The sequence below is a fragment of the Paenibacillus catalpae genome (assembly GCF_900112695.1).
GTDB lineage: Bacteria > Bacillota > Bacilli > Paenibacillales > Paenibacillaceae > Pristimantibacillus > Pristimantibacillus catalpae.
In genome coordinates this window covers 1-19,296 of record NZ_FOMT01000008.1, presented here as the reverse complement: position 1 = coordinate 19,296, position 19,296 = coordinate 1, and the positions used below count along the sequence as shown (strand labels likewise).

The following is a 19,296-nucleotide window of genomic DNA, read 5'->3' as shown; positions in this document are numbered from 1 at the left end:
CGAATTCCCAACCTTTCGATCTTATCATTTCTTATATCTTAAAATAGTTACCCGGAATAACCTTCGTCTGCTTCGTCTTCAGGTCAACGGCCGTCAACGTCGCAAGCGATACGTAATCCTCGAGCAGACGCTCTTCATGCTCCACCTCGCCCGATTCTACAAATACGCCAACACCCGCAACGGTTGCTTTGAATTCGAAGAGCAAATCCATCATCCCTTGAATCGTTCCCCCGGCCTTCATGAAATCATCAATAATAAGGACGCGGGACTGCTCTTTCAGGGCGCGTCTAGCCAGCGACATCGTCTGGATCCGCTTGTTCGAGCCGGATACGTAATTGATGCTTACTGCCGAGCCTTCCGTCACTTTGTTATCTCGTCTTACTATAACGACCGGCAGGTTAAGGCAAGCAGCCGTTGCATAAGCAAGCGGAATCCCTTTTGTCTCCACGGTCATAATCACGTCAATATTTCGATCAGCAAATGCGGTCGCGAACATTCGTCCAACATCGGCGAGCAGCTCCGGTTGCCCCAACATATCGGTCATATACAAATAACCGCCCGGCAGTACCCTTTCAGGCTGTTCCAGCTGGCGGCAAATGTTGTCCATAATCGATAAAGCTGTAGAGGTATGCATTTTGGGCGTATACTTGACGCCTCCTGCAGCACCGGCAAGCGTGTTTAATTCACCAAAGCCTTCTTCTTCGAAGACTTCTTTTATAATGGCTAAATCTTCACTGATGGAAGACTTCGCAGACTGATAGCGATCAGCAAATGCTGTTAACGAAATTAACGTGTGGGGACGACTCAGCAAATATTGCGTCATCTCTACCAGTCTTGCGCTTCGCTTCAATTTTTTCAAAGCCATTCCCCCCACTAAATCCGAATAATATAAAGTCAATATAACATTTTTATACGGATTTAATCAAGAAAAACGTCAGCATTATGTCAGCATTCTTACCACGTATACTTCTTTACAGAATCCTCGAAGCCCATTATAGATACGTGGAAGCTTGGCTTCCTTCGAGACAAGACCAAACACCGTTGGTCCGCTGCCCGACATGAGGACGCCGTCAGCACCTAGCTTTTGCATGCTTTCTTTCAGCTGCAGCACTTCCGGATATAAATCCAGTGTCACATTCTCCAGCACATTGCCTAGTCCGGTGCAAATATCCGAGAATGAACCTCGCTCAATGGCCGATACCATGTCCGCCGTTGAAGGATGTTCCCTCAGCTCATTTGCACGCAGTTTGCCGTATACGTCGGCTGTTGATACGTTAATTGGAGGCTTGGCCAGAACGACCCAGCACTGCGGCGGATTACTGATCCGCTCCAGCTTCTCTCCCCGGCCTGTTGCAATGGCTGTACCGCCAGTCACGCAGAAAGGCACATCAGAGCCGAGCTCCGCGCCAAGACGGCATAGCTCGTCCTCCGGGATGTTAAGCTGCCACAGGCGGTTCAGTCCGCGCAGCGCAGCGGCAGCGTCGCTGCTGCCTCCGGCAAGCCCTGCGGCTACCGGGATCTTTTTGTCCAAATGAATATAGACGCCCTTGCGGACATCGTAACGCTCTTTGATCAGACGCGCAGCCTGAAAGGCCAGGTTCTTCTCATCCAGCGGTATGTAACCAGCCTGGCTCGATATAATAATCGTATCCCTCGGCAGTTCCTCCAGCTCCAGACGGTCGGCCAGATCGACCATCGTCATGATCATCTCGACTTCATGGAATCCGTCTTCCCGCTTCCGAAGGACATCGAGCAGCAGGTTAATTTTCGCCGGAGCCTTCTCGTAAATTTTCATGGCAAGCTCTCCCGTTCGTTGTTAACTAAGCAACATTATAGCAAACGGGCACAAGAAAAGCTAAGAGGTCAGCGCCGGCGTTTAGCGCCCTGCTCTCTTAGCTTCCGTCAATGGATGGTATTCCTTGTTTATTGCTGTCCGTGCGATCTGGCTGCGGCTTGCTCAGCAAGCTGGATTGCCCTTTTTACCATATTGCCGGCATCCTTCGTACTAATACCGCCCCAGCCTTCCTGCTCTACCTTGTCGATGAAACCAAGATCTTTCGCCAGTTCATATTTCAGCTGCTCGGACATGACACTTCTTCTGCGGCTCATGATCCTCGCACCTCCTGTCCTTAGGAATGATTGTGATTGCGGTTTAGTATGCGCCATGTCGGCTGCAGCTTATGCAGCACGGGCTGAATTGCATGGAATAGGGACGAAAAAAAACGCGAATCCATTGGATCCGCGTCTAAAGCACTTACATGCATTTATTGTTGAATATGTGTAATTCGGACTTGACCTTCATCATTGCACACGGTCACTTCCACCGACTCTGTCAGTATATCCGCATAACTGTAGGAAACGCGCTTAAACGCGTGAGACTCCTGGTCCAGTTTGACAATGAAAACAGAAGGGTAGATTTCTTCCAACGTGCCGGTGCGTTCGATGGTCTTTCGCCGGCCACCGTTAGCTCGAAGACGGATTTTGGAGCCTACATGAGCTTCCAAATTGCGTTTAATTTCCAATAGCGCGTTTTTTGCCATTGTCCACTACCACCTCTTTCCTTGTCCATTATAACCAGAAAGAGGAGGTTTGTCAAATGAAGCAAAATATTATATCAGCCATCTACTTTTCTTGTCAACGGTGTTTTCGCCCATTTTTACGATTTTGATGCATAATCGTCAAAAACATGTACATATTAAGACGTTATCTTCATACTCGCGGTGGATTGGGTTACTTTTTTTGGCTTCGGCAGACCCATTCTATGGCGTCCCATCGTTTCAATACCGCCTACCCCGTCAATCCCGCTGATGGTGCCGTGGATTACATCCGAGAGGTTGATCGACTCCCGCACCGAGGTATAGCTTGCCTTAATGGCAATATAAACAGGATCCAGCGCATGGATCAATATTCTGCCCGGCGAGCTGGCGAAGTTGGAGCCAGACTGCAAGAGCGCTTCGAAATGCGATTGGCAGGCGCCAGCCACCACGACAAGCCCATCCATGTTTTTCTCATATTGTCTGGCAACACGCACCGCATTCACGAAGTGCTGCGAGTTTTTGTAGCTGCTCAGGCTGTATAGATCTTCACCTTCCCGGTTCTTCAAGACACCATCATGTCCGGTAATGACGACGATATCCGGTTTCACCTGCGGGAGCAGACGGTGCAGAAGCTGGGCCATCTGAGATTCATGGGCATGCACGCCATGCGCGGGTACCTTCATCGTCTGGTACAGCTGCATGCTCTTCCTTAAGTAATTCCCGTCCCCATCCAAATGAAGCACCTTGCCAGGCAGTTCGAAATAAGACTGGCTTTGCTGCTGCAAAGTAGCCCGATCATGACCCGATAATACGGTCAGATGCGCTTTCTCCTGCCGCATACGTTTGAGAGAGTCGTTTACTTTTATCTTCACTTGCTGCCGCGCACTTGTCGATTCCGGGTCATGAACAACCGACAAGTCGGGAATTGGCGCATCCGCAAGCAATCGGTAATCCGTGCCTTTCAATAATGCTTTATCTGATCGCATGTCTTCAACTCGGAACAGCACGTCACCGCCATAGGATTTGCGGACGACCAGGTCCCCTTGCTTCATAGGTAAATCACCTCTTCGTCTATCGTATGGGTGGAGGGCGCGGAATGTGCGGAGAAAATTGAGCGGTGGCTTAAGGCGTATTGCTTCGGCTGCCGCAACGAGGGACGGGGTAACTCCCTACGGCCGCTGTTGCCTGTGCATTGCTTGAACTTAGCCACATAGGTGGCAATGTACAGGCAAAGGCGGACGCTCCGCTCCTTAAGGGAGTTACCCCTTACCCTCTCCTGCGGTTAGCCTGCGCAGCCCAAATGCCTCCACACATTCCTTGTGGAGGCAGACGGCTGCCGCGCTGCTGCGGCTGGCGCAGCTTAGATGCAGGTGGACTGGCGGCGGTGGCATGTCCGCCATACGCGTGCATTGTACGCGTGGGTTGCGCCCGCGCACCCGCGCTTTACAGGTTAGCCTATTATGGCCACATATATGGCACATACGTCGTTTCACGCGTACGTGATGGTACAGCCTTCGCCTGCAGCGACTAGCACGAGTATCGTTTCGCTCTGTGACTTAGATGCTCGGCATTCAATAACGCGCTTATATGGCTGCCTGAACGCATTACGTGGTGCATGACTATACACGCGCTTAAACACTCCACATCTCATTGTCGACCTCTGCAGTTGAATTCCCGCTTGCGTAATAAACTTGCCTCCGCCGCCCGATCCGCTATGTAGTGTCACTTGCCATGGGACCCATTAGACACCTGCGGGATTAGTTATCCTAACCGTCCACTTGTAGGATGTTACTTCGCTACATTCAAACTGCCGTGCTCCTCTTAAACCGAATCGCACGTTTACAATTGGTATTGCCCGGGTAATCTTCACCGCCAGGCACGGTTTTTCGTGTTGCACGGGCAGCAAGTGTGGACTTAGTGCGTTCGTTGGGATGTAAGAGGAAATTTCCGTGCTGCTGGAGGCGTGTCTGATGGATGCGCTATGAGAGGGCAAATAAGTCGGTGAGTGGAGAGATTTAAAGGTACGTAGCGTCTACGTACCAGCAGAACAGCACGGCGCTTCGCAGCCGTGCCTGAAGCGGCTCCGCCCGCCATGCGGCGGCGGGCGAGGGCCATAGCCGCGCAATCTTTGCGCGCGGCCACAAAAAAAGCCGGCGGCGATACAGCTCGCCGCCGGCACAACAGGGCTCGGCCCTAACGTGAGGCCGAGCTGACTACCCCCGCCAGCCCGCCGCCAGGAAGGCGCGGCTGATGCGGGCGAATTCGTCGAGGGACAATGTCTCTCCTCGACGGACAGGATCAATATCGCAGCTGATCAGCAGCTGCGTCATTTCTTCGCGGCGTTCCTTGCCCACGAACGCCGTAAGATTGTTCGCCAGCGTCTTGCGGCGCTGGGCGAAGCTCGCCTGGACGATGCGGAAGAAATGCGCCTCGTCCTCCACATCCACCGGCGGCTTCTCGCGCACCGCCAGCTTGATGACAGCCGAGTCTACATTCGGCTGAGGGATAAATACCGTGTGCGGCACGATGCACACAAGCGATGGCTCGCAATAGTACTGCACCGCTACGCTCAAGCTGCCGTATTCCTTGCCGCCCGGCTTCGCCGCCATCCGCTCCGCCACTTCCTTTTGGATCATCACGACGATGTTCTCGAGCGGCAGACGTTCTTCGAGCAACTTCATCAGAATCGGAGTCGTCACGTAATACGGCAGATTCGCGACTACGCTGATTCCTGTCACGTCCGGGAACTGCTCCTTGAACAGCTTCTTCAGATCCAGCTTCAGCACGTCGCCATGCACAACCTTCACATGCTCTTCGCCCGCCAGAATGTCGCCCAGAATCGGAATAAGCCGGTTGTCGATCTCTATGGCCGTTACCGCACCCGCTGCAGCAGCCAGATGCTGCGTCAGCGCCCCTATGCCCGGTCCAATCTCAAGAGCACCTTTGGTTTTGTCTAGCCCCGCTGCATTAACAATCTTGTGCAAAATATTTTGATCGATCAGGAAGTTCTGACCTAAGCTCTTCTTGAATGAGAATCCGTATTTCGCAATAATTTCCTTCGTGCGCTTTGGCGTTGCAACTTCAATCGCCTTCATATCGTTTCCGTTCATGCTGATCACTCCTGTCCTTGTTCCATTGTACGCAGCGCCTCTGCGAACTCTTCGCGGGAGATGCGGAAGCTTGTACACCGTTTGAAAAACTGCTTGCCGTTCGCATACCCGATCCCAAGCAGCTTACCCATCTCCAGACGACGGTTTGCCGCATCCGGATGAATGATCAGGCCCGCTTCCATCAGGTCCTCCCAGGTAATATCCCCTGTTCCCGAGGTTTCCTCTGTGCGAAGCTCGGAGAGCGCCTGACGGATTGCTTCAGGACTGGCGTTCTCGATTCCTATATCGCCCTTGTACATCGCCTTCTCCTGCGGCAGAAAAGCATGCTTGCAGCCCGGCACACGCCGTGCAACAATTTTGCGGATTCTCTCGCCCGCATGATCCGGGTCTGTAAATATAATAACGCCTCTGCGTTCCATCGCCAGTTCGATTCGGCGCAATACTTCCTCGCCAACCGCAGAGCCATTTGTTTCAATCGTATCCGCTTCAACAGCCCGCTTCACGGCAACTGTATCGGATTTGCCTTCCACCACAATAATTTCCCTAATCACAAGCGAACATTCCTTTCTCCAGCAACTTTCGCTCTTCTTGCTGCGTCATAAGAATGCAGCCTACTTATCCTATCCATACGCACAAAAAGAAGAGGCAGCGCCTCTTCTTATAATGGCATATTTATCAATGAAATACGATAGCGGGAAACCTTTAGCTCGCGGTTGGCTTGGTTGGTCCAAGCACGTATACAGTATACCCTTTTTTCCGGCCGAACTTATTGGCATAGCTTGTGCTGTCGAAGTAAACATCAATCTTGTTGCCATTGATGGCACTGCCCGTATCTTCCTCTCTGCGGAAGCCGATGCCTTCAATGTATACCCACCAGCCGATTGGAATAACATCCGGATCAACCGCAATCGTGCGGCCTTCCTTCACTTTCGCGCCGGAAGCCGTAATGCCGTACCCCGGATGGCTCTCATCTTTGCCCGTAGACGCTACCCCTGCTGTATAAGCGGTTAAGGTTACGTTCTTCAGGATCTTCTTCGCTTTAAACGTTACGCCGCTCTTCGAATACGAGGCGGTGCTCGCGGCCGAGAGCGTATGTACGCTTTTCTTCGAACCGATAGCTACGACCTGACTGACCGTATGTTTCTCGACAACCTTGTCGACCAGCTTGGAGGAAACGAGAACACCATTCTCATACTTCTTCTCCACTCGCTCGACGACGACGCCGTTCTTGCCGGTTTGAACCAGCTTTTCCTTCCCTGTCTCGAGGGTTGGATCTTGCTTCTTCACGATCGAGAACGGCAAAGTCCGTTCTATCTCTGACACTTTGGTATCGACGCGGGTAACGGTAACCGTCATCGCCTTCGAGACCGCAGTTTCCAGAGATGGGGTAACCCTATCTTGATCGCGAACAGGAATATTTAATTTCCCGATCGCCGCCTGTACTGTTTTCTCTGTCGTGTACACCGTCGATGTTTTGCCATCTGCTTTTACGGTAACCGGAACCGCCACCTTAATTTCGATGCGATCTCCGTCTTTGATGGACGCATTCAGAGGATGAGATACCTCGTCATATGGTCCTACCGTTATAGCTTGTTCATCCAGTAGGCGTTGCAGGACCCATTGTTTTGTCTTCACAACAGTCTCTTGTCCATTCACTACTACGGATACGCTCTTATCAGCCGATCCGTACAACAACACCAAAAACATGAAAGTCATAGCGATTGAGATAATTGCACTCAGAACAATTAAACGCAAATTTTCATGCTTCCATCGCATTGCGAAAGTCATGCTGGATGATCGCTTCCCATGGGTCTCCTTAATAGCTTGGATCATTCCCACTTCAATCGGTCCTCCTTCATAGCCCCGCCGCCAATCTGTTACGCATGATACTATTGACGCGACTATTAAGTATATTGGCGTGACAAGCACGCTCCAGTGTTACGGCCTCTCACCTCCAGATCTACCCACCGAAAGACTATTTCCGCATGAATCGAAAATAAAAAGAAGCCTTCGACAGAGGATCTGATCGTGGCTTCCTGGGTAATCAAACATTCAGGAAAAGGTGAATACACGAGGTTGATCGCTCTCTATACGCGCTTACGAGGTTAGCTGACGGGTTCGGGCGAGAGAGCTGCCCTATCCACGGATCGAATGCTCATGGCAATCGCCGCAAAATTCACCCCTGAAGAATTCAATGCGCCGCCGATGCTCTAAGTCGTCTTAACCATGCATCTGCCGACGTTGGTTCCCCCGCTCTCCGCTTCCGGAGATTAAGCGTAAACTGGAAATCCAATACAAAAGTTAAAGCTCTGAGAAAAATCATACCTTCCTGACCGTACAATTGTAAAGATGCGTTAAAAGACGATTTTAACGAAATTTTAGCATTCTGAAGGCAAAAAAGGGCGATTCCAACAAGTAAAAAGAGTTTTATCGCCGCTATAGTCTTTATTTCAGCGGTTTTAATCCGTTTTTAAACAATACCAAAACATTTTTTACCGTTTGTGCTTGTAATAACTGCAATTTCCTCCTTAGATTTTCCTGTTATCTCGGCTGCTGCGTCTGCGACCAAAGACACATAAGAGCTCTCATTTCTCTTTCCTCTAAATGGATGAGGTGCTAAATAAGGGGAATCCGTTTCAATGAGCAGACGTTCAAGCGGAACCTTCGAAAGTACTTCTTTTGGCACCCTTGCATTTTTGAAAGTGACCGGTCCTCCAAACGAAATATAGAAGTTCATATCAAGACATAATTTGGCTGTTTCCCAGCTGCCGGAATAGCAGTGCATGACCCCTCCTACTTCAGAAGCTTTTTCTTCCCTCAGGATACGAACGATATCCTCATGAGCATCCCGGTTATGGATAACGATAGGCTTGCCCACCTTCCTGGCTAACCGGATTTGCTCCCGAAACACTCTGTGCTGGACGTCTTTCGGCGACGTGTCCCAGTGATAATCGAGTCCAATTTCTCCTATCGCCACTACTTTGGGATGGGAGCACAGCTGCTCAATCCATTCGAGATCTCCCGGCTCCATAAAAACACTGTCTACCGGATGCCAGCCAATCGCTGCATATATAAAATCATATTTTTCCACAAGCTCCATCGTCGTTGGAATCGTCTCCCGGTTAAAGCCGATATTGAGCATTAAATCAACACCGGCAGCACGTGCACGCTCAATGGCCTCCGTGCGGTCGCCGTCGAATTGCGAAGAGTCCAGATGGGTATGTGTGTCGAATAAAGAAATCATCGTAAATGCAATCTCCTTCTATATAAGAATTTAAATTTTGAATAGCTCTCTCACTCCAGGGCTTAACTGATCAGCCGCAGCAAGGAGAGGCTCCACCGGATAATAGATATGGTACTGTCCCTGGTGCAGACCGCTGATGGAGCGGACAATGTCGGATTTTACCGATATTTCGCTTAAGCCGTTATCTTCATTTAACAGCAGAATCGGCGCTTTCTCCTCTTTCCCGCCTTTTTTCGCATCCGGGCGGTAAATGTCATATGGCTGGTCAAATGGAAAATCAATTTCCATATGATAGTCCGGGTTAAGACCGATGGCAATGAACTGCCCGGCGGCTTCTTCTAATAAAGAGTCCCCCGGATCATCCAGCGTGATGTATTTGTATAGACGGCGGTTAAGGAACCTGTCGCACAGCTCGGCAAGAAGGCTGTCCTGCTCCTCTGTCCATAGGGAGAAGATGGTCTGCATATACGCCTCGTCCAGCTTCAAATAATCTTGTACGGCAATGGTTCCATCGAGAAGCTTATTAATCGGTCCGGGCATCCATGCGAAGCTGTAGCCATTATCGTACAACTCCTTCGCCCGGCGGGTAATTTGCCGCAAAATAATTTCCGAGCTCCGTGTTACCGGGTGAAAATAGATTTGCCAATACATTTGATAGCGGGACATCAGATAATGCTCAATGGCATGCATCCCGCTTTCCTTCACGACAATTTTGCCTTGTACTGGGCGCAGGACACGCAGTATCCGCTCCAGGTCAAAATTGCCGTAGTTAACACCCGTGAAATAGGCATCTCGCAGCAAATAGTCCATTCGGTCTGCATCCATCTGACTGGAAATGAGACTAACGACTATCGGGTTCGGGTAAGTCTTGCCGATGACCGAGGCCACCTTATCCGGGAAGTCCTTCGAGACGCGCCGCAGCACGCGGTTTACTTCCGTATCCTCGAGTAATATCGCACAAGTCCACTGCTCATGATGCGTGTCAAATACCTGCTCCAGCGAGTGGGAGAAAGGCCCATGACCAACGTCATGCAGGAGCGCTGCGCATAGAGCCAGAAGCCTCTCCTCCTGCGGCCAGCCGGGATACTCGTTACGCTCAAACTGGGAAATGATTTTTCTCGTTATTTCATAAACCCCAAGCGAATGGGAGAAACGGCTGTGTTCTGCGCCATGAAACGTCAAATAAGAGGTTCCTAGCTGGCGAATTCGTCTAAGCCTCTGAAACTCCTTCGTATTGATCAAATCCCATATTGTTTGATCCTGCACGTAAATATATTTGTGCACCGGATCTTTAAATACTTTCTCTTCGGTCAGCTGCTGATTCATTCGCCCTTTCAACTCCTTTGTTCATGGTTTCGACACAAAACTATGATATAATGTCGAACAGTGTCGTAAAATAGTTTCCAAATTGTCGAAGCTGATGTATTCTATAGTAAGATTAATATGACCATGCTATAGAGTCAAATTCCTATAAATCGAGGTCTATCAAGGACTTTCTCGGTTGACTATTATGGGAATCGTTGGTATTATAGTAGCCATAAAAAGAAAAACTATGTCGAATAGTGACGAAATGTAATTTCCTGAGAGGAGAAACAAAATCATGATGAAATCTACTGGTATTGTTCGTAAAGTCGACGAATTAGGTCGTGTAGTTATTCCTATTGAATTGCGCCGTACGCTTGGAATTGGCGAGAAAGATGCTCTGGAGATTTATGTAGACGGTGAGCGCATCATGCTTAAGAAATACGAGCCTGCATGTATCTTCTGCGGCAATGCAGAAAACGTTTCTTACTTCAAAGGCAAAATTGTTTGCCATATTTGTTTATCAGAGATGCCTACTCCTGTGACAAAATAAGAAATATAGGTTATAATAGAAATACACCAACTTGTTAATTCTAACCTTTTTATACTCCTTGATGCCTTCCTGTGCTAGAACCCGGCCAGGAAGGTCTTTTTTTGCCCAAATAACGCAGTAAACTAACGGTTTACTGCGTTATAGACATCCCGCTTTGGCAGGCCGCGGTCCTGTGCCGCTTTTTTTATCGCTTCTTTACGGTCCAGGCCTCCGTTCTCATAATGGGCCACATGCTGCTCAAGCTCAAGTGAACCCCACCAAGTCTCTCCGTTATTCGCTAGATCACCCGCTCCTGAAGCCGCGCCTTCTACTATAAGACAATATTCTCCGAGAGGCGGATTCACCTCCAGAAAGGCCAGACATTCTGAGATCGTCCCTCGTGCCGCTTCCTCATGGCGCTTTGTCAGCTCTCTTACCATCGCAATCCGCCGGTCGCCCCAGTGCTCCAGCATCGCATCCAGCGTCTTCTTGAGGCGGTGAGGAGATTCATACAGCATCAAAGTCCCTTCTTGATGCTGCAGACGGATCAGCCATTCCGCAAGCGGCTTCTTATCTCTTGGCGGGAACCCGGTAAACATAAATCGGTCTGTCGGCAATCCCGAAATGATCAAGGCCGATAATGCTGCGTTAGCCCCTGGAATCGGTACAACAGGAATTCCCTGCTCTACCGCATCGGCTACCAGATCAGCTCCAGGATCGCTCACAGCCGGCAAGCCCGCGTCACTAACCAAAGCAATAGATTGCCCTTCTATTAATAGACGGATAAGCTCGCTGCCGCTAGCCTGTTTATTATGCTCATGATAGCTGACTAGTCTGGTAGAGATTTCGAAGTGCGTAAGCAGCTTGCGCGTCTGCCTGGTATCCTCTGCAGCGATAAGCTGTACTTCCTTTAACGTCCGGATCGCCCGGAAGGTCATATCCTCCAGATTGCCGATTGGTGTTGCAACCAGGTATAGAGTGCCGTACTTCGTCTGCTCTTTAAAGCTCTTTTGTATCTGTACCATCTGTGCGCTCCCTCTCATCTGTAAAGCAGCTGACTGCTCGCCTCTTATTCATAGACAAAAACCGGCGGCAGCAGCCTAAGCTCCGGCTTACCGTCACGTATGGCTTCAATGAGCACCATATTGGCCTCTCCTTGCGCATTCGGATGAACAAATTGCACACGCTTCGGCTCAAGCCGGTATTTCCGCATCGTCTCTATAATATCAATGAACCGGGATGGCCGGTGAACCATCGCGACCCTTCCTCCGGAACGGACAAGCCTTGCACAGGCATGAACAACGTCATCCAGCGTGCAGTGTACTTCATGGCGCGCAATCGCATAGTGCTCATTTTCATTGGAGTCGCCCGCTTTTACCGCCATGTATGGAGGATTGACCGTAACGGCGTCATAAATACCATTACCCGCTTCTTTTGCGAATATTTTCAGATCTGCTTCTATTATAGAAATTTGCTCTGACAAGTTATTCATCTCAACACTACGCCTTGCCATATCAGCAAGTCTCGGCTGGATCTCAACCGCATCAATCCGAGCACTCGTCCTGGTCGTGAGGAGCATCGGAATAACACCGTTGCCGGTACACAAATCAATAATGCGTCCGCCCTTCGGAATCGTAGCGAACTTGGACAATAGCACAGCATCAAGGGAGAAGCTGAATACTTCCCGGCTTTGAATAATGTGCAGCCCCGTCTCCGTCATCAAATCGTCAATTCGTTCATTTGGTTCCAGTTTTACTTCCTGCACCTTTGACCTAACTCCCCTAACATAAAGATACCGCCCTCAAAAGCAAGGACGGTATGCATACAATGTTCTGTTATTTATTAAGGAAGGATAAGCAGAACAAGCAATCTCCTTCTGTCCGCAAATGCCCGTAGTATACGTTGCAAATGTGGAATCCTTCGTGATACAGCCTAGCCAAATTATCATGCGCCTCACCGACGAGACCGGCTTGCTGCGATGTATCGTTAACCGTATCTTCCTCCGCATGCGCTGCAATCTCCCGACGGACAGGCTGTTGTGCAGCTTGTCCCTCATTCCGATTAGCAGCAGACTTTGGCTTCGGCGACGTCTCGCGTTTCAATATTTTGCGCAGCTGTTCATTTTCCATACTTAGCTGCTGATTTTCTTCCAGCAGTTCTTTGACCCGCTGTTTGAGAACGCCGATATGAGCATGAATATTACCCATCTGGCTTTCTAATTGCTCCATTTGATTAAAGATTTCTTTGTTCTCCAAGCTTTCACCCCAGAGCTTTCAAACGTAGTCGTTCATTGTTCCTTCACAACCACATCGTCGAGCGGCAGCTCCTTCGGTTTACCCGACACATCGAACAACTGCACGTACACAGACTTCGTGGAAGCGTTGATGCCCGTTACTTTGCCTTCGCCATAAGACGTGACGACAATCTTGCCGACGGAAGGAAGCTCCTCCCGCACGCTTTCATAATTGTCATGCTCGAATTTCAAGCAGCACATGAGACGGCCGCATAATCCCGAGATCTTCGTAGGATTGAGCGATAAGTTCTGATCCTTGGCCATCTTGATTGATACCGGCTCGAAATCTCCGAGCCAGGACGAACAGCATAATACGCGTCCGCATGGTCCGATGCCTCCCAGCATCTTCGCTTCGTCACGTACACCAATTTGCCTAAGCTCAATCCGTGTACGGAACACACTGGCCAAATCTTTTACAAGCTCCCGGAAGTCGACTCTTCCTTCTGCTGTAAAGTAGAAGATGATTTTGTTGCGGTCAAATGTGAATTCCACGTCAACCAGCTTCATCTTCAGCTGGTGATCCCTGATTTTTTCCAAACAGGTAGCGAATGCGTTTTTCGCGGCAGCGCGATTCTCTTCCACGACCTTCGCATCTACCTCACTGGCAATCCGGATCACTTTCTTTAGCGGAAGGACGACGTCCGATTCACCGACTTCTTTCTGTCCAACCACGACTTTACCATATTCGATCCCCCTGGCCGTTTCGACAATAACATGCTGGTCCTTGTCCACGGGGTGCAGGGCCGGATCGAAGTAATAAATCTTGCCCGCCTTCTTAAAGCGGACACCGACGACGTTATACAAGGATTTAGCCCTCCTGTAGGTTTACCAATAGTTGCTCGATAGCAAGCTGCGGGGATACGTTGGAACGTATTCGCTTACCCGCTTCAAGGGTATGCTCGATGCAAGAGATCCAACTCTCGATCGGGCGGTTAAACGCATGCTTGCTTATCCAGTCCAACTGATCTATATAAACAATACTTTCCTGCCTTCCGGCCTGAAATTGAATCATGTCTTTGAACCATAATACAAATAGAGACAACAATAGCTGTGCCTCACCTGCCAGGTCCGTTTTGAAAAATTGCTGCTGGGCGGTGAGCATTCCCGCGGTGAATCGGGTCAGACTCTCCTTCCCTAATTGTATCACTACGTTTCTGATTTCTGCAAACTGATTCTGTTGGATAATCTCTCTAGCACCGTCAAGTCCGGAGCTCAGCTGCACAGCTGCACGAGCCAGAAGCGGCGAGGCACCTTCATCCACCAATGCCTGCAGCATTTCGCTTGAGGAGAATGGCAGAAATGGCACCCACTGCGCTCTTGAACGGATCGTCGGCAATACAGCTTGTCCATTATCCGTGATCAGTATGGCAACAATAGGGGAAAGCGGCTCTTCCAAAAACTTGAGCAGACTGTTTGCTGCCTGAAGGGTCATTGTCTCCGCACGCTCGACAATATATACCTTTTGTGAAGTTCCGCTCCCCCTGTATGCAAGCTCCCTCTGGAGCTCGCGGATTTGATCAATCTTGATGGATTGCCCATCCGGTGTAATGGTCAGCAAATCCGGCTGATTCCCATTATCGAACTTCCGGCACTCCAAGCAACGATCACAAGCATCATCTCCGCCCTCTGTACAAAACAGTGCCTTAGCGAAGGCTCTTGCCATAGCCTTTCTTCCTGTACCGGAAGGACCGTAGAACAAATAAGCATGCGATACCTTTCCGCTCTGCAGCGCATGCTTTAATATCCGCTTTGCTTTCCATTGGCCGGCTACTTGTTCCATGCTCATTGCTTATTCCTTACCCTTTCTTAAAACAATAAATTAATAAGAAGTCCGCGAATTTCTCCGATCCGGCCAAGCAGCTCAATTCTGCCCTGCTCACTATCCAGCAGTTCCTCGGCCATCGACACCAGCGCCGAATCTATCTCATCCAGCAGCTTGTATCGTTTGGTCCTGCCTCTTCGATCAAAACCGCGCAGCTCTTTCAGCCCGATTCCGCGTCTAACCGTATCCTCGAGGAATCGCTTTACCATTTGCCGGTACATCTTCAGCTCGCGGACCGTCATAGTCCTGGCGAGACGCTCGCCTTGCCTATGAATCTCATCGAGCTTCTGCTGCAGCTGTTCCTGCGTCCGCAGAGCGTCTTGCTGTACCATTGCATCGGAGAAGCTTCTAGTCGGAGCCGGCTTCGCAGCCGTATCTCCGCCTGTGCGGTTCTGGCCAAGCGGACGCCAGCTTTGATCGATCTTCATCGCTCAACACGCCCCATCAGAAATGTTCGAATCGCTCAACAGGAACGACGAATACCGCCGCGCCGCCTACCTGCACCTCTACAGGGAAAGGAATATACGAATCGGTCGAGCCACCGATTGGAGATACCGGCGTTACCAATTGATCTCTCACCTTGCAATTCGAGCTGATCACTTGCAGCACTTCATGAACACGTTCATCTTCTATACCAATCATAAAGGTTGTATTGCCGGCACGAAGGAATCCCCCCGTACTTGCAAGCTTGGTTGCCCGGAATCCATCCTTCACAAGAGCATTTGACAGTCGGTTGCTGTCCTTATCTTGTACAATCGCAATGACTAATTTCATCCTCATTCCTCCCATTTCGTTAGGTTAATAGAACAGGCACAAAGTCATTCCTACGTTGTTTATTGCACATCAGCTGCGAAAAATCCTTTAAATCTGCGGTCAATCGTCAAAATAACTTCTTCCAGCACAACATTCGCAGCTTTTCCTGCGTCTACTTGCACAATCCGATCCGGGAACCGCTTAAGCAGCTTCTGATAGCCTTCTCGCACAAGCTGGTGAAAAGCAAGCGATTCCAGATCCAAGCGATTGACTTCGCGTTCCCCTGCGGATCTGATCCGTTCTAAACCAACCTCCGGATCAATATCCATGTAGATCGTAAGCTGAGGCATTGCTCCATCCACCGCGAACCGGTTGATCGACCATACCTCATCCATCCCAAGACCTCTCGCATGACCTTGGTAAGCAAGGCTGCTGTCTACGAAACGGTCACAGATGACAATCTGACCGTCCGCAAGTGCCGGCATGACCTTCTCGACCAGATGCTGGCGTCTTGCAGCTGCATAGAGCAAGGCTTCCGTCCTGGCATCCATACCTGTATGGCTGCGGTCGAGGATAACGGAACGGATCTGCTCCGCAATCGGAATGCCGCCCGGCTCGCGGGTCGTAATAACGGCTTTGCCCCGCTGCTGCATCGTATGCGCCAGCTGCTCAATCAGTGTTGTTTTGCCGGCACCTTCGCCGCCTTCTATAGTAATAAAAATTCCCTTATTCAACCTTGTATGGCTCCTAACCTAAGCTAATCATAACTATAGTTGTGTATAGTATATATTCTAACAAAGTTCTAACAAAGCGAATACCCTTGTACCATTATTTTCACCTAATTAGCGAGAATATACGGCAATTGTCTGCATGCTACTGTCGACTGCCCCCTGAAATTTGGCTCCCGTCTCAGCTAATGTCGAAATATACAGGATAAGTTCTTTCGTTAGTATTTCCCCCGGATAGATAACCGGTATACCAGGAGGATATGGAATGACCATCTCTGCAGCCTCCAAACCTTCCGCATCTACCAATGGTATTCTATGATGCTCCCTCTTTTTACGGTTCCAATTTACCGGGTTCAATAGGCTTGGAGTACCATTACCCTTATAAATGCTTGCTGAAACTTTTGTCTCTCTATTCTTTGAAGGGCTTTCCTTAATCCAGTGCTCAATTTGGGTGCATACAGCTTGCAGCTTTTTTCTTTCGTCATCGCCAGTACGACTACCCCAAACAAGGACAACATGCCTGAGATCCGCCATTTCCGCCCAGCAGCCTTGCTCCTCTAATTTCTTCTGCAGCTCGAAACCGGTTAAAGTACCCGTAGCATCCCACAGTACGACTCTTAGCGGGTCCAGCTTATCGTATGCTGCCGACTTTTGCCCCGCATGTAGACATTCTAATGCCCCATCCCCATTATCTAGCCAGTCCCTGAACGCCTGTGCGGAAGCAACACCCGGTTCAAACCAGTCAGATTGATATCGGTCCACCATGACGCGCGCAACATCAAGTGAGGCCATAATGGGGAACGATGGACTAGAGCTTTGAATCGCAGCAAGCACATCCCTTATAGATTCCTTTGGAATTCGGTCACCCTGCATATGGAGCATCGCCCCCATCGTCAAGGCAGATAATGTTTTATGAGTCGACTGAACGACAGCATCGGCCCCTGCTTTTATCGCTGACTCTGGAAAAGAAGGATGCTGCCCAAAATGGGCGCCATGCGCCTCATCAACTAACAGCAGCTTATTATAGCGGTGAACAAGCTCCGCATACTCTGTCAGATTCGTAGTCATGCCATAATAATTCGGATTTGTCAGCATAACCGCTTTAGCCTCAGGATACAGCCGAAGGGCATGCTCCATATTCTCTATGGATGGTATAGTAGCCAGTCCAGTCTCCTCATCAATCCGCGGCATTAGAAACACCGCACTAGCCCCTGCCAGCCTCAGTCCATTGATGACCGACTTATGTACGTTTCGTTGAACGATAATCAAATCGCCTGGCTCACATACCCCCAAAATCATCGCCAGGTTTCCTGAAGTACTGCCTCCAACAAGGAAAAGAGTCTCCTCCGCACCAAAGCACTGTGCTGCAAGCTTTTGCGCCTCGGCTATTGAGGATTCCGGATGATGCAGATCATCTGTGGACGACAACTCGGTTGCGTCCAGCTTCATAATGGTAGACAACCATTTCTTCTCTATGGAATGTTCATGCTCGTATATTTGCCCATAACCGTGACCCGGCACATGGAAACTTACCGGACCGCTCTCATAATGCCGTACCAATGCTTCAAATAAAGGGGCCTGCAATTGGTTCATAATAAATAAAGCGTCCCTTCTATCTATTTTCATCTATTGTAACGGATTTCTGCACAAAAAAAGAGCGGCATCCTATTAAAGAATCCGCTCAAGCGTTCTTTTCAATAAATATCTGTTTCATTTGATGAATAAAGAAAGGATATTTAGCGTCTTTTACATCTGTACGCACCATCTCGGATTCGCATGTCTCGCAAATAAACTCCGATACAATGCGGATTCCTTCACCCTCTGCTTTATTCTCCCCGCAAATAATACAGTGAAGCTGGCGATCTTCTACCATAGCATTCCCGCCTTTCTGTCATCCTATATAGCTATTATTATGGCATATATTCTAGCGGTTTATACTTGTTTCATAGCCCATTTCAAATATTTCTATATCGTATGCAGCATCCGCCTAATTGGTGAATCCCAAATTGCCGATATACTAAGAAGTAACTTCAACAGTACGAAGGGAAGTCATACATGCGTCAATCATTATCGGAGCAGCAAGCAGCCACGATATATCAATATCAGCTTGTTCGAAGAAAGGTTATCCGTTCTGAGCTAGTCCATAGTCATATCCTTATTGCAGCTATCTTTCTTGCTTTTCAGCTGTTGATGTACGGCATGGACGGTCTGTTCAGCTGGCTCTTCGGATTTGCCATCGTTCAAGTCATCCATCTTATTATTCTGCTGCTTGCCTTTATACGTGTCGAAGATGCCGTGGACCGGCGCTGGGTTTGGGGAATCACTCCACCATGGTTTGGGTTCAAACCAGCCAATGATATACGTCTCTCTTTATATCGCCGAGTACATCGCCATCTCTTCTGGATTGGTCTCTGTGCTGTCGCTGTTATGTATCCATGGATTCAGTCATCGCTCTTGATCAGCGTCTTCTGCTGGCATTTATGGCTCATCGTTCCCCGGATGCTCTTATCCCTTGCCTTCCGCAAGCAGCGTAAAGACGGTATTCTCCGCCTGCAAAGAAATGAAGCCTCATATTATCATCAATAAAGACAAAACAAAAAGCCTGCCGCATAAATGCGACAGGCTTCTCGTTGCTTGGCGACGTCCTACTCTCCCAGGACCCTGCGGTCCAAGTACCATTGGCGCTGGAGGGCTTAACGGTCGTGTTCGGTATGGGAACGCGTGGTTCCCCTCCGCCATCGCCACCAAACGTAAGGCGTTATTTGCGCCTTGAAAACTGGATGCGAAAGTTTGAATTCCTTAAGTTCAAAGCCTATGCTTTCGAAGTACAACTACTTCGTATTAATTAGGATAAGCCCTCGACCGATTAGTATTCGTCAGCTCCACACATTGCTGTGCTTCCACCCCGAACCTATCAACCTCGTCGTCTTCAAGGGGTCTTACTAATTGGGAAATCTCATCTTGAGGGGGGCTTC

General features: G+C 49.4%; 22 protein-coding genes, 2 rRNA genes and 1 riboswitch. Of the genes, 2 read left to right on the top strand and 22 right to left on the bottom strand.

All coding sequences use genetic code 11. The features are described from left to right. Window positions 1-31: 31 nt before the first annotated feature. The 10 genes from purR to BM200_RS28130 form a co-directional block, all read right to left on the bottom strand. Window positions 32-859: a pur operon repressor gene (gene purR, locus BM200_RS28175; protein ID WP_091190516.1), complete on the bottom strand. Its 828-nt coding sequence runs from the start codon at window positions 857-859 to the stop codon at window positions 32-34. A gap of 81 nt (window positions 860-940) precedes the next feature. Continuing rightward, window positions 941-1,795, bottom strand: a complete 855-nt coding sequence (gene ispE, locus BM200_RS28170; RefSeq protein WP_091190513.1) for a 4-(cytidine 5'-diphospho)-2-C-methyl-D-erythritol kinase — start codon at window positions 1,793-1,795, stop codon at window positions 941-943. 128 nt (window positions 1,796-1,923) lie between these two features. Further along, entirely contained in the window at window positions 1,924-2,112 is a 189-nt protein-coding gene (locus BM200_RS28165; protein WP_091190623.1) for a small, acid-soluble spore protein, alpha/beta type, read from the bottom strand. 152 nt (window positions 2,113-2,264) lie between these two features. After that, a complete protein-coding gene (gene veg, locus BM200_RS28160; RefSeq protein ID WP_012772031.1) occupies window positions 2,265-2,540 on the bottom strand; it encodes a biofilm formation stimulator Veg in 276 nt (91 codons plus the stop codon). A gap of 155 nt (window positions 2,541-2,695) precedes the next feature. Beyond that, a complete protein-coding gene (gene yabG / locus BM200_RS28155) occupies window positions 2,696-3,589 on the bottom strand; it encodes a sporulation peptidase YabG (RefSeq protein ID WP_091190511.1) in 894 nt (297 codons plus the stop codon). A 1,161-nt stretch (window positions 3,590-4,750) separates the two neighbouring features. Next, on the bottom strand, window positions 4,751-5,647 hold the full coding sequence (rsmA, locus tag BM200_RS28150; RefSeq protein WP_091190509.1) for a 16S rRNA (adenine(1518)-N(6)/adenine(1519)-N(6))-dimethyltransferase RsmA: 897 nt from the start codon (window positions 5,645-5,647) through the stop codon (window positions 4,751-4,753). 5 nt (window positions 5,648-5,652) lie between these two features. After that, window positions 5,653-6,198, bottom strand: coding sequence for a ribonuclease M5 (rnmV, locus tag BM200_RS28145; protein WP_091190506.1), 546 nt, complete (start codon window positions 6,196-6,198; stop codon window positions 5,653-5,655). A gap of 151 nt (window positions 6,199-6,349) precedes the next feature. Continuing rightward, window positions 6,350-7,486 carry a resuscitation-promoting factor gene (locus BM200_RS28140; protein WP_175533068.1) on the bottom strand — a complete coding sequence of 379 codons (1,137 nt, stop codon included), beginning with the start codon at window positions 7,484-7,486 and terminating at the stop codon, window positions 6,350-6,352. 239 nt (window positions 7,487-7,725) lie between these two features. Further along, a riboswitch (cyclic di-AMP (ydaO/yuaA leader) is annotated at window positions 7,726-7,934 on the bottom strand. A 183-nt stretch (window positions 7,935-8,117) separates the two neighbouring features. Beyond that, window positions 8,118-8,891, bottom strand: a complete 774-nt coding sequence (locus tag BM200_RS28135) for a TatD family hydrolase (protein ID WP_091190504.1) — start codon at window positions 8,889-8,891, stop codon at window positions 8,118-8,120. Between the two features lie 30 nt (window positions 8,892-8,921). Next, entirely contained in the window at window positions 8,922-10,217 is a 1,296-nt protein-coding gene (locus tag BM200_RS28130) for an HD domain-containing protein (protein ID WP_091190501.1), read from the bottom strand. Between the two features lie 274 nt (window positions 10,218-10,491). Between BM200_RS28130 and BM200_RS28125 the strand changes: the two genes are divergently transcribed. Then, entirely contained in the window at window positions 10,492-10,746 is a 255-nt protein-coding gene (locus tag BM200_RS28125) for an AbrB/MazE/SpoVT family DNA-binding domain-containing protein (RefSeq protein ID WP_028609554.1), read from the top strand. Window positions 10,747-10,868: 122 nt separating this feature from the next. On the opposite strand, the gene rsmI is transcribed toward BM200_RS28125, so the two are convergent. From rsmI to BM200_RS28075, 10 genes are all read right to left on the bottom strand, one after another. Next, window positions 10,869-11,750 (bottom strand): 16S rRNA (cytidine(1402)-2'-O)-methyltransferase, encoded by an 882-nt coding sequence (rsmI, locus tag BM200_RS28120; protein ID WP_091190498.1) that lies wholly within the window; start codon window positions 11,748-11,750, stop codon window positions 10,869-10,871. 44 nt (window positions 11,751-11,794) lie between these two features. Next, window positions 11,795-12,445, bottom strand: a complete 651-nt coding sequence (locus tag BM200_RS28115) for a tRNA1(Val) (adenine(37)-N6)-methyltransferase (RefSeq protein ID WP_245773186.1) — start codon at window positions 12,443-12,445, stop codon at window positions 11,795-11,797. A 115-nt stretch (window positions 12,446-12,560) separates the two neighbouring features. Beyond that, a complete protein-coding gene (locus tag BM200_RS28110; protein WP_091190494.1) occupies window positions 12,561-12,980 on the bottom strand; it encodes an initiation-control protein YabA in 420 nt (139 codons plus the stop codon). A 32-nt stretch (window positions 12,981-13,012) separates the two neighbouring features. Beyond that, entirely contained in the window at window positions 13,013-13,822 is an 810-nt protein-coding gene (locus tag BM200_RS28105; RefSeq protein WP_091190491.1) for a PSP1 domain-containing protein, read from the bottom strand. Between the two features lie 4 nt (window positions 13,823-13,826). Next, window positions 13,827-14,804 (bottom strand): DNA polymerase III subunit delta', encoded by a 978-nt coding sequence (holB, locus tag BM200_RS28100; RefSeq protein WP_091190489.1) that lies wholly within the window; start codon window positions 14,802-14,804, stop codon window positions 13,827-13,829. 20 nt (window positions 14,805-14,824) lie between these two features. After that, window positions 14,825-15,268 carry a YaaR family protein gene (locus BM200_RS28095; protein ID WP_091190487.1) on the bottom strand — a complete coding sequence of 148 codons (444 nt, stop codon included), beginning with the start codon at window positions 15,266-15,268 and terminating at the stop codon, window positions 14,825-14,827. 16 nt (window positions 15,269-15,284) lie between these two features. Next, window positions 15,285-15,614 carry a cyclic-di-AMP receptor gene (locus BM200_RS28090; protein WP_012772016.1) on the bottom strand — a complete coding sequence of 110 codons (330 nt, stop codon included), beginning with the start codon at window positions 15,612-15,614 and terminating at the stop codon, window positions 15,285-15,287. 59 nt (window positions 15,615-15,673) lie between these two features. Continuing rightward, window positions 15,674-16,327 (bottom strand): dTMP kinase, encoded by a 654-nt coding sequence (gene tmk, locus BM200_RS28085; RefSeq protein WP_091190485.1) that lies wholly within the window; start codon window positions 16,325-16,327, stop codon window positions 15,674-15,676. Between the two features lie 108 nt (window positions 16,328-16,435). Further along, the gene (locus BM200_RS28080) at window positions 16,436-17,914 is read right to left on the bottom strand and encodes an aminotransferase class I/II-fold pyridoxal phosphate-dependent enzyme (RefSeq protein ID WP_091190482.1); all 1,479 of its coding nucleotides are present in this window, start codon (window positions 17,912-17,914) and stop codon (window positions 16,436-16,438) included. An 88-nt stretch (window positions 17,915-18,002) separates the two neighbouring features. Next, a complete protein-coding gene (locus tag BM200_RS28075) occupies window positions 18,003-18,194 on the bottom strand; it encodes a sigma factor G inhibitor Gin (protein WP_091190481.1) in 192 nt (63 codons plus the stop codon). Between the two features lie 182 nt (window positions 18,195-18,376). Here BM200_RS28075 and BM200_RS28070 point away from each other — a divergent pair, with 182 nt between their 5' ends. Further along, window positions 18,377-18,907: a hypothetical protein gene (locus BM200_RS28070; protein WP_091190479.1), complete on the top strand. Its 531-nt coding sequence runs from the start codon at window positions 18,377-18,379 to the stop codon at window positions 18,905-18,907. Window positions 18,908-18,953: 46 nt separating this feature from the next. Here the strand turns inward: BM200_RS28070 and rrf are convergent. Both rrf and BM200_RS28060 read right to left on the bottom strand, forming a co-directional pair. After that, window positions 18,954-19,070: ribosomal RNA gene (gene rrf / locus BM200_RS28065) — 5S ribosomal RNA — on the bottom strand. Between the two features lie 97 nt (window positions 19,071-19,167). Beyond that, window positions 19,168-19,296 (bottom strand): 23S ribosomal RNA (locus tag BM200_RS28060); the annotation flags it as partial.

Coding starts and splice junctions, on each gene's coding strand:
- rsmI (WP_091190498.1), bottom strand. CDS start 11,750: ATGGTACAGATACAAAAGAGCTTTAAAGAGCAGACGAAGTACGGCACT.
- BM200_RS28080 (WP_091190482.1), bottom strand. CDS start 17,914: ATGAACCAATTGCAGGCCCCTTTATTTGAAGCATTGGTACGGCATTAT.
- ispE (WP_091190513.1), bottom strand. CDS start 1,795: ATGAAAATTTACGAGAAGGCTCCGGCGAAAATTAACCTGCTGCTCGAT.
- BM200_RS28095 (WP_091190487.1), bottom strand. CDS start 15,268: ATGAAGATCGATCAAAGCTGGCGTCCGCTTGGCCAGAACCGCACAGGC.
- BM200_RS28135 (WP_091190504.1), bottom strand. CDS start 8,891: ATGATTTCTTTATTCGACACACATACCCATCTGGACTCTTCGCAATTC.
- yabG (WP_091190511.1), bottom strand. CDS start 3,589: ATGAAGCAAGGGGACCTGGTCGTCCGCAAATCCTATGGCGGTGACGTG.
- BM200_RS28090 (WP_012772016.1), bottom strand. CDS start 15,614: ATGAAATTAGTCATTGCGATTGTACAAGATAAGGACAGCAACCGACTG.
- veg (WP_012772031.1), bottom strand. CDS start 2,540: ATGGCAAAAAACGCGCTATTGGAAATTAAACGCAATTTGGAAGCTCAT.
- BM200_RS28070 (WP_091190479.1), top strand. CDS start 18,377: ATGCGTCAATCATTATCGGAGCAGCAAGCAGCCACGATATATCAATAT.
- holB (WP_091190489.1), bottom strand. CDS start 14,804: ATGAGCATGGAACAAGTAGCCGGCCAATGGAAAGCAAAGCGGATATTA.
- BM200_RS28115 (WP_245773186.1), bottom strand. CDS start 12,445: ATGACGGAGACGGGGCTGCACATTATTCAAAGCCGGGAAGTATTCAGC.
- BM200_RS28130 (WP_091190501.1), bottom strand. CDS start 10,217: ATGAATCAGCAGCTGACCGAAGAGAAAGTATTTAAAGATCCGGTGCAC.
- BM200_RS28075 (WP_091190481.1), bottom strand. CDS start 18,194: ATGGTAGAAGATCGCCAGCTTCACTGTATTATTTGCGGGGAGAATAAA.
- BM200_RS28125 (WP_028609554.1), top strand. CDS start 10,492: ATGATGAAATCTACTGGTATTGTTCGTAAAGTCGACGAATTAGGTCGT.
- rsmA (WP_091190509.1), bottom strand. CDS start 5,647: ATGAACGGAAACGATATGAAGGCGATTGAAGTTGCAACGCCAAAGCGC.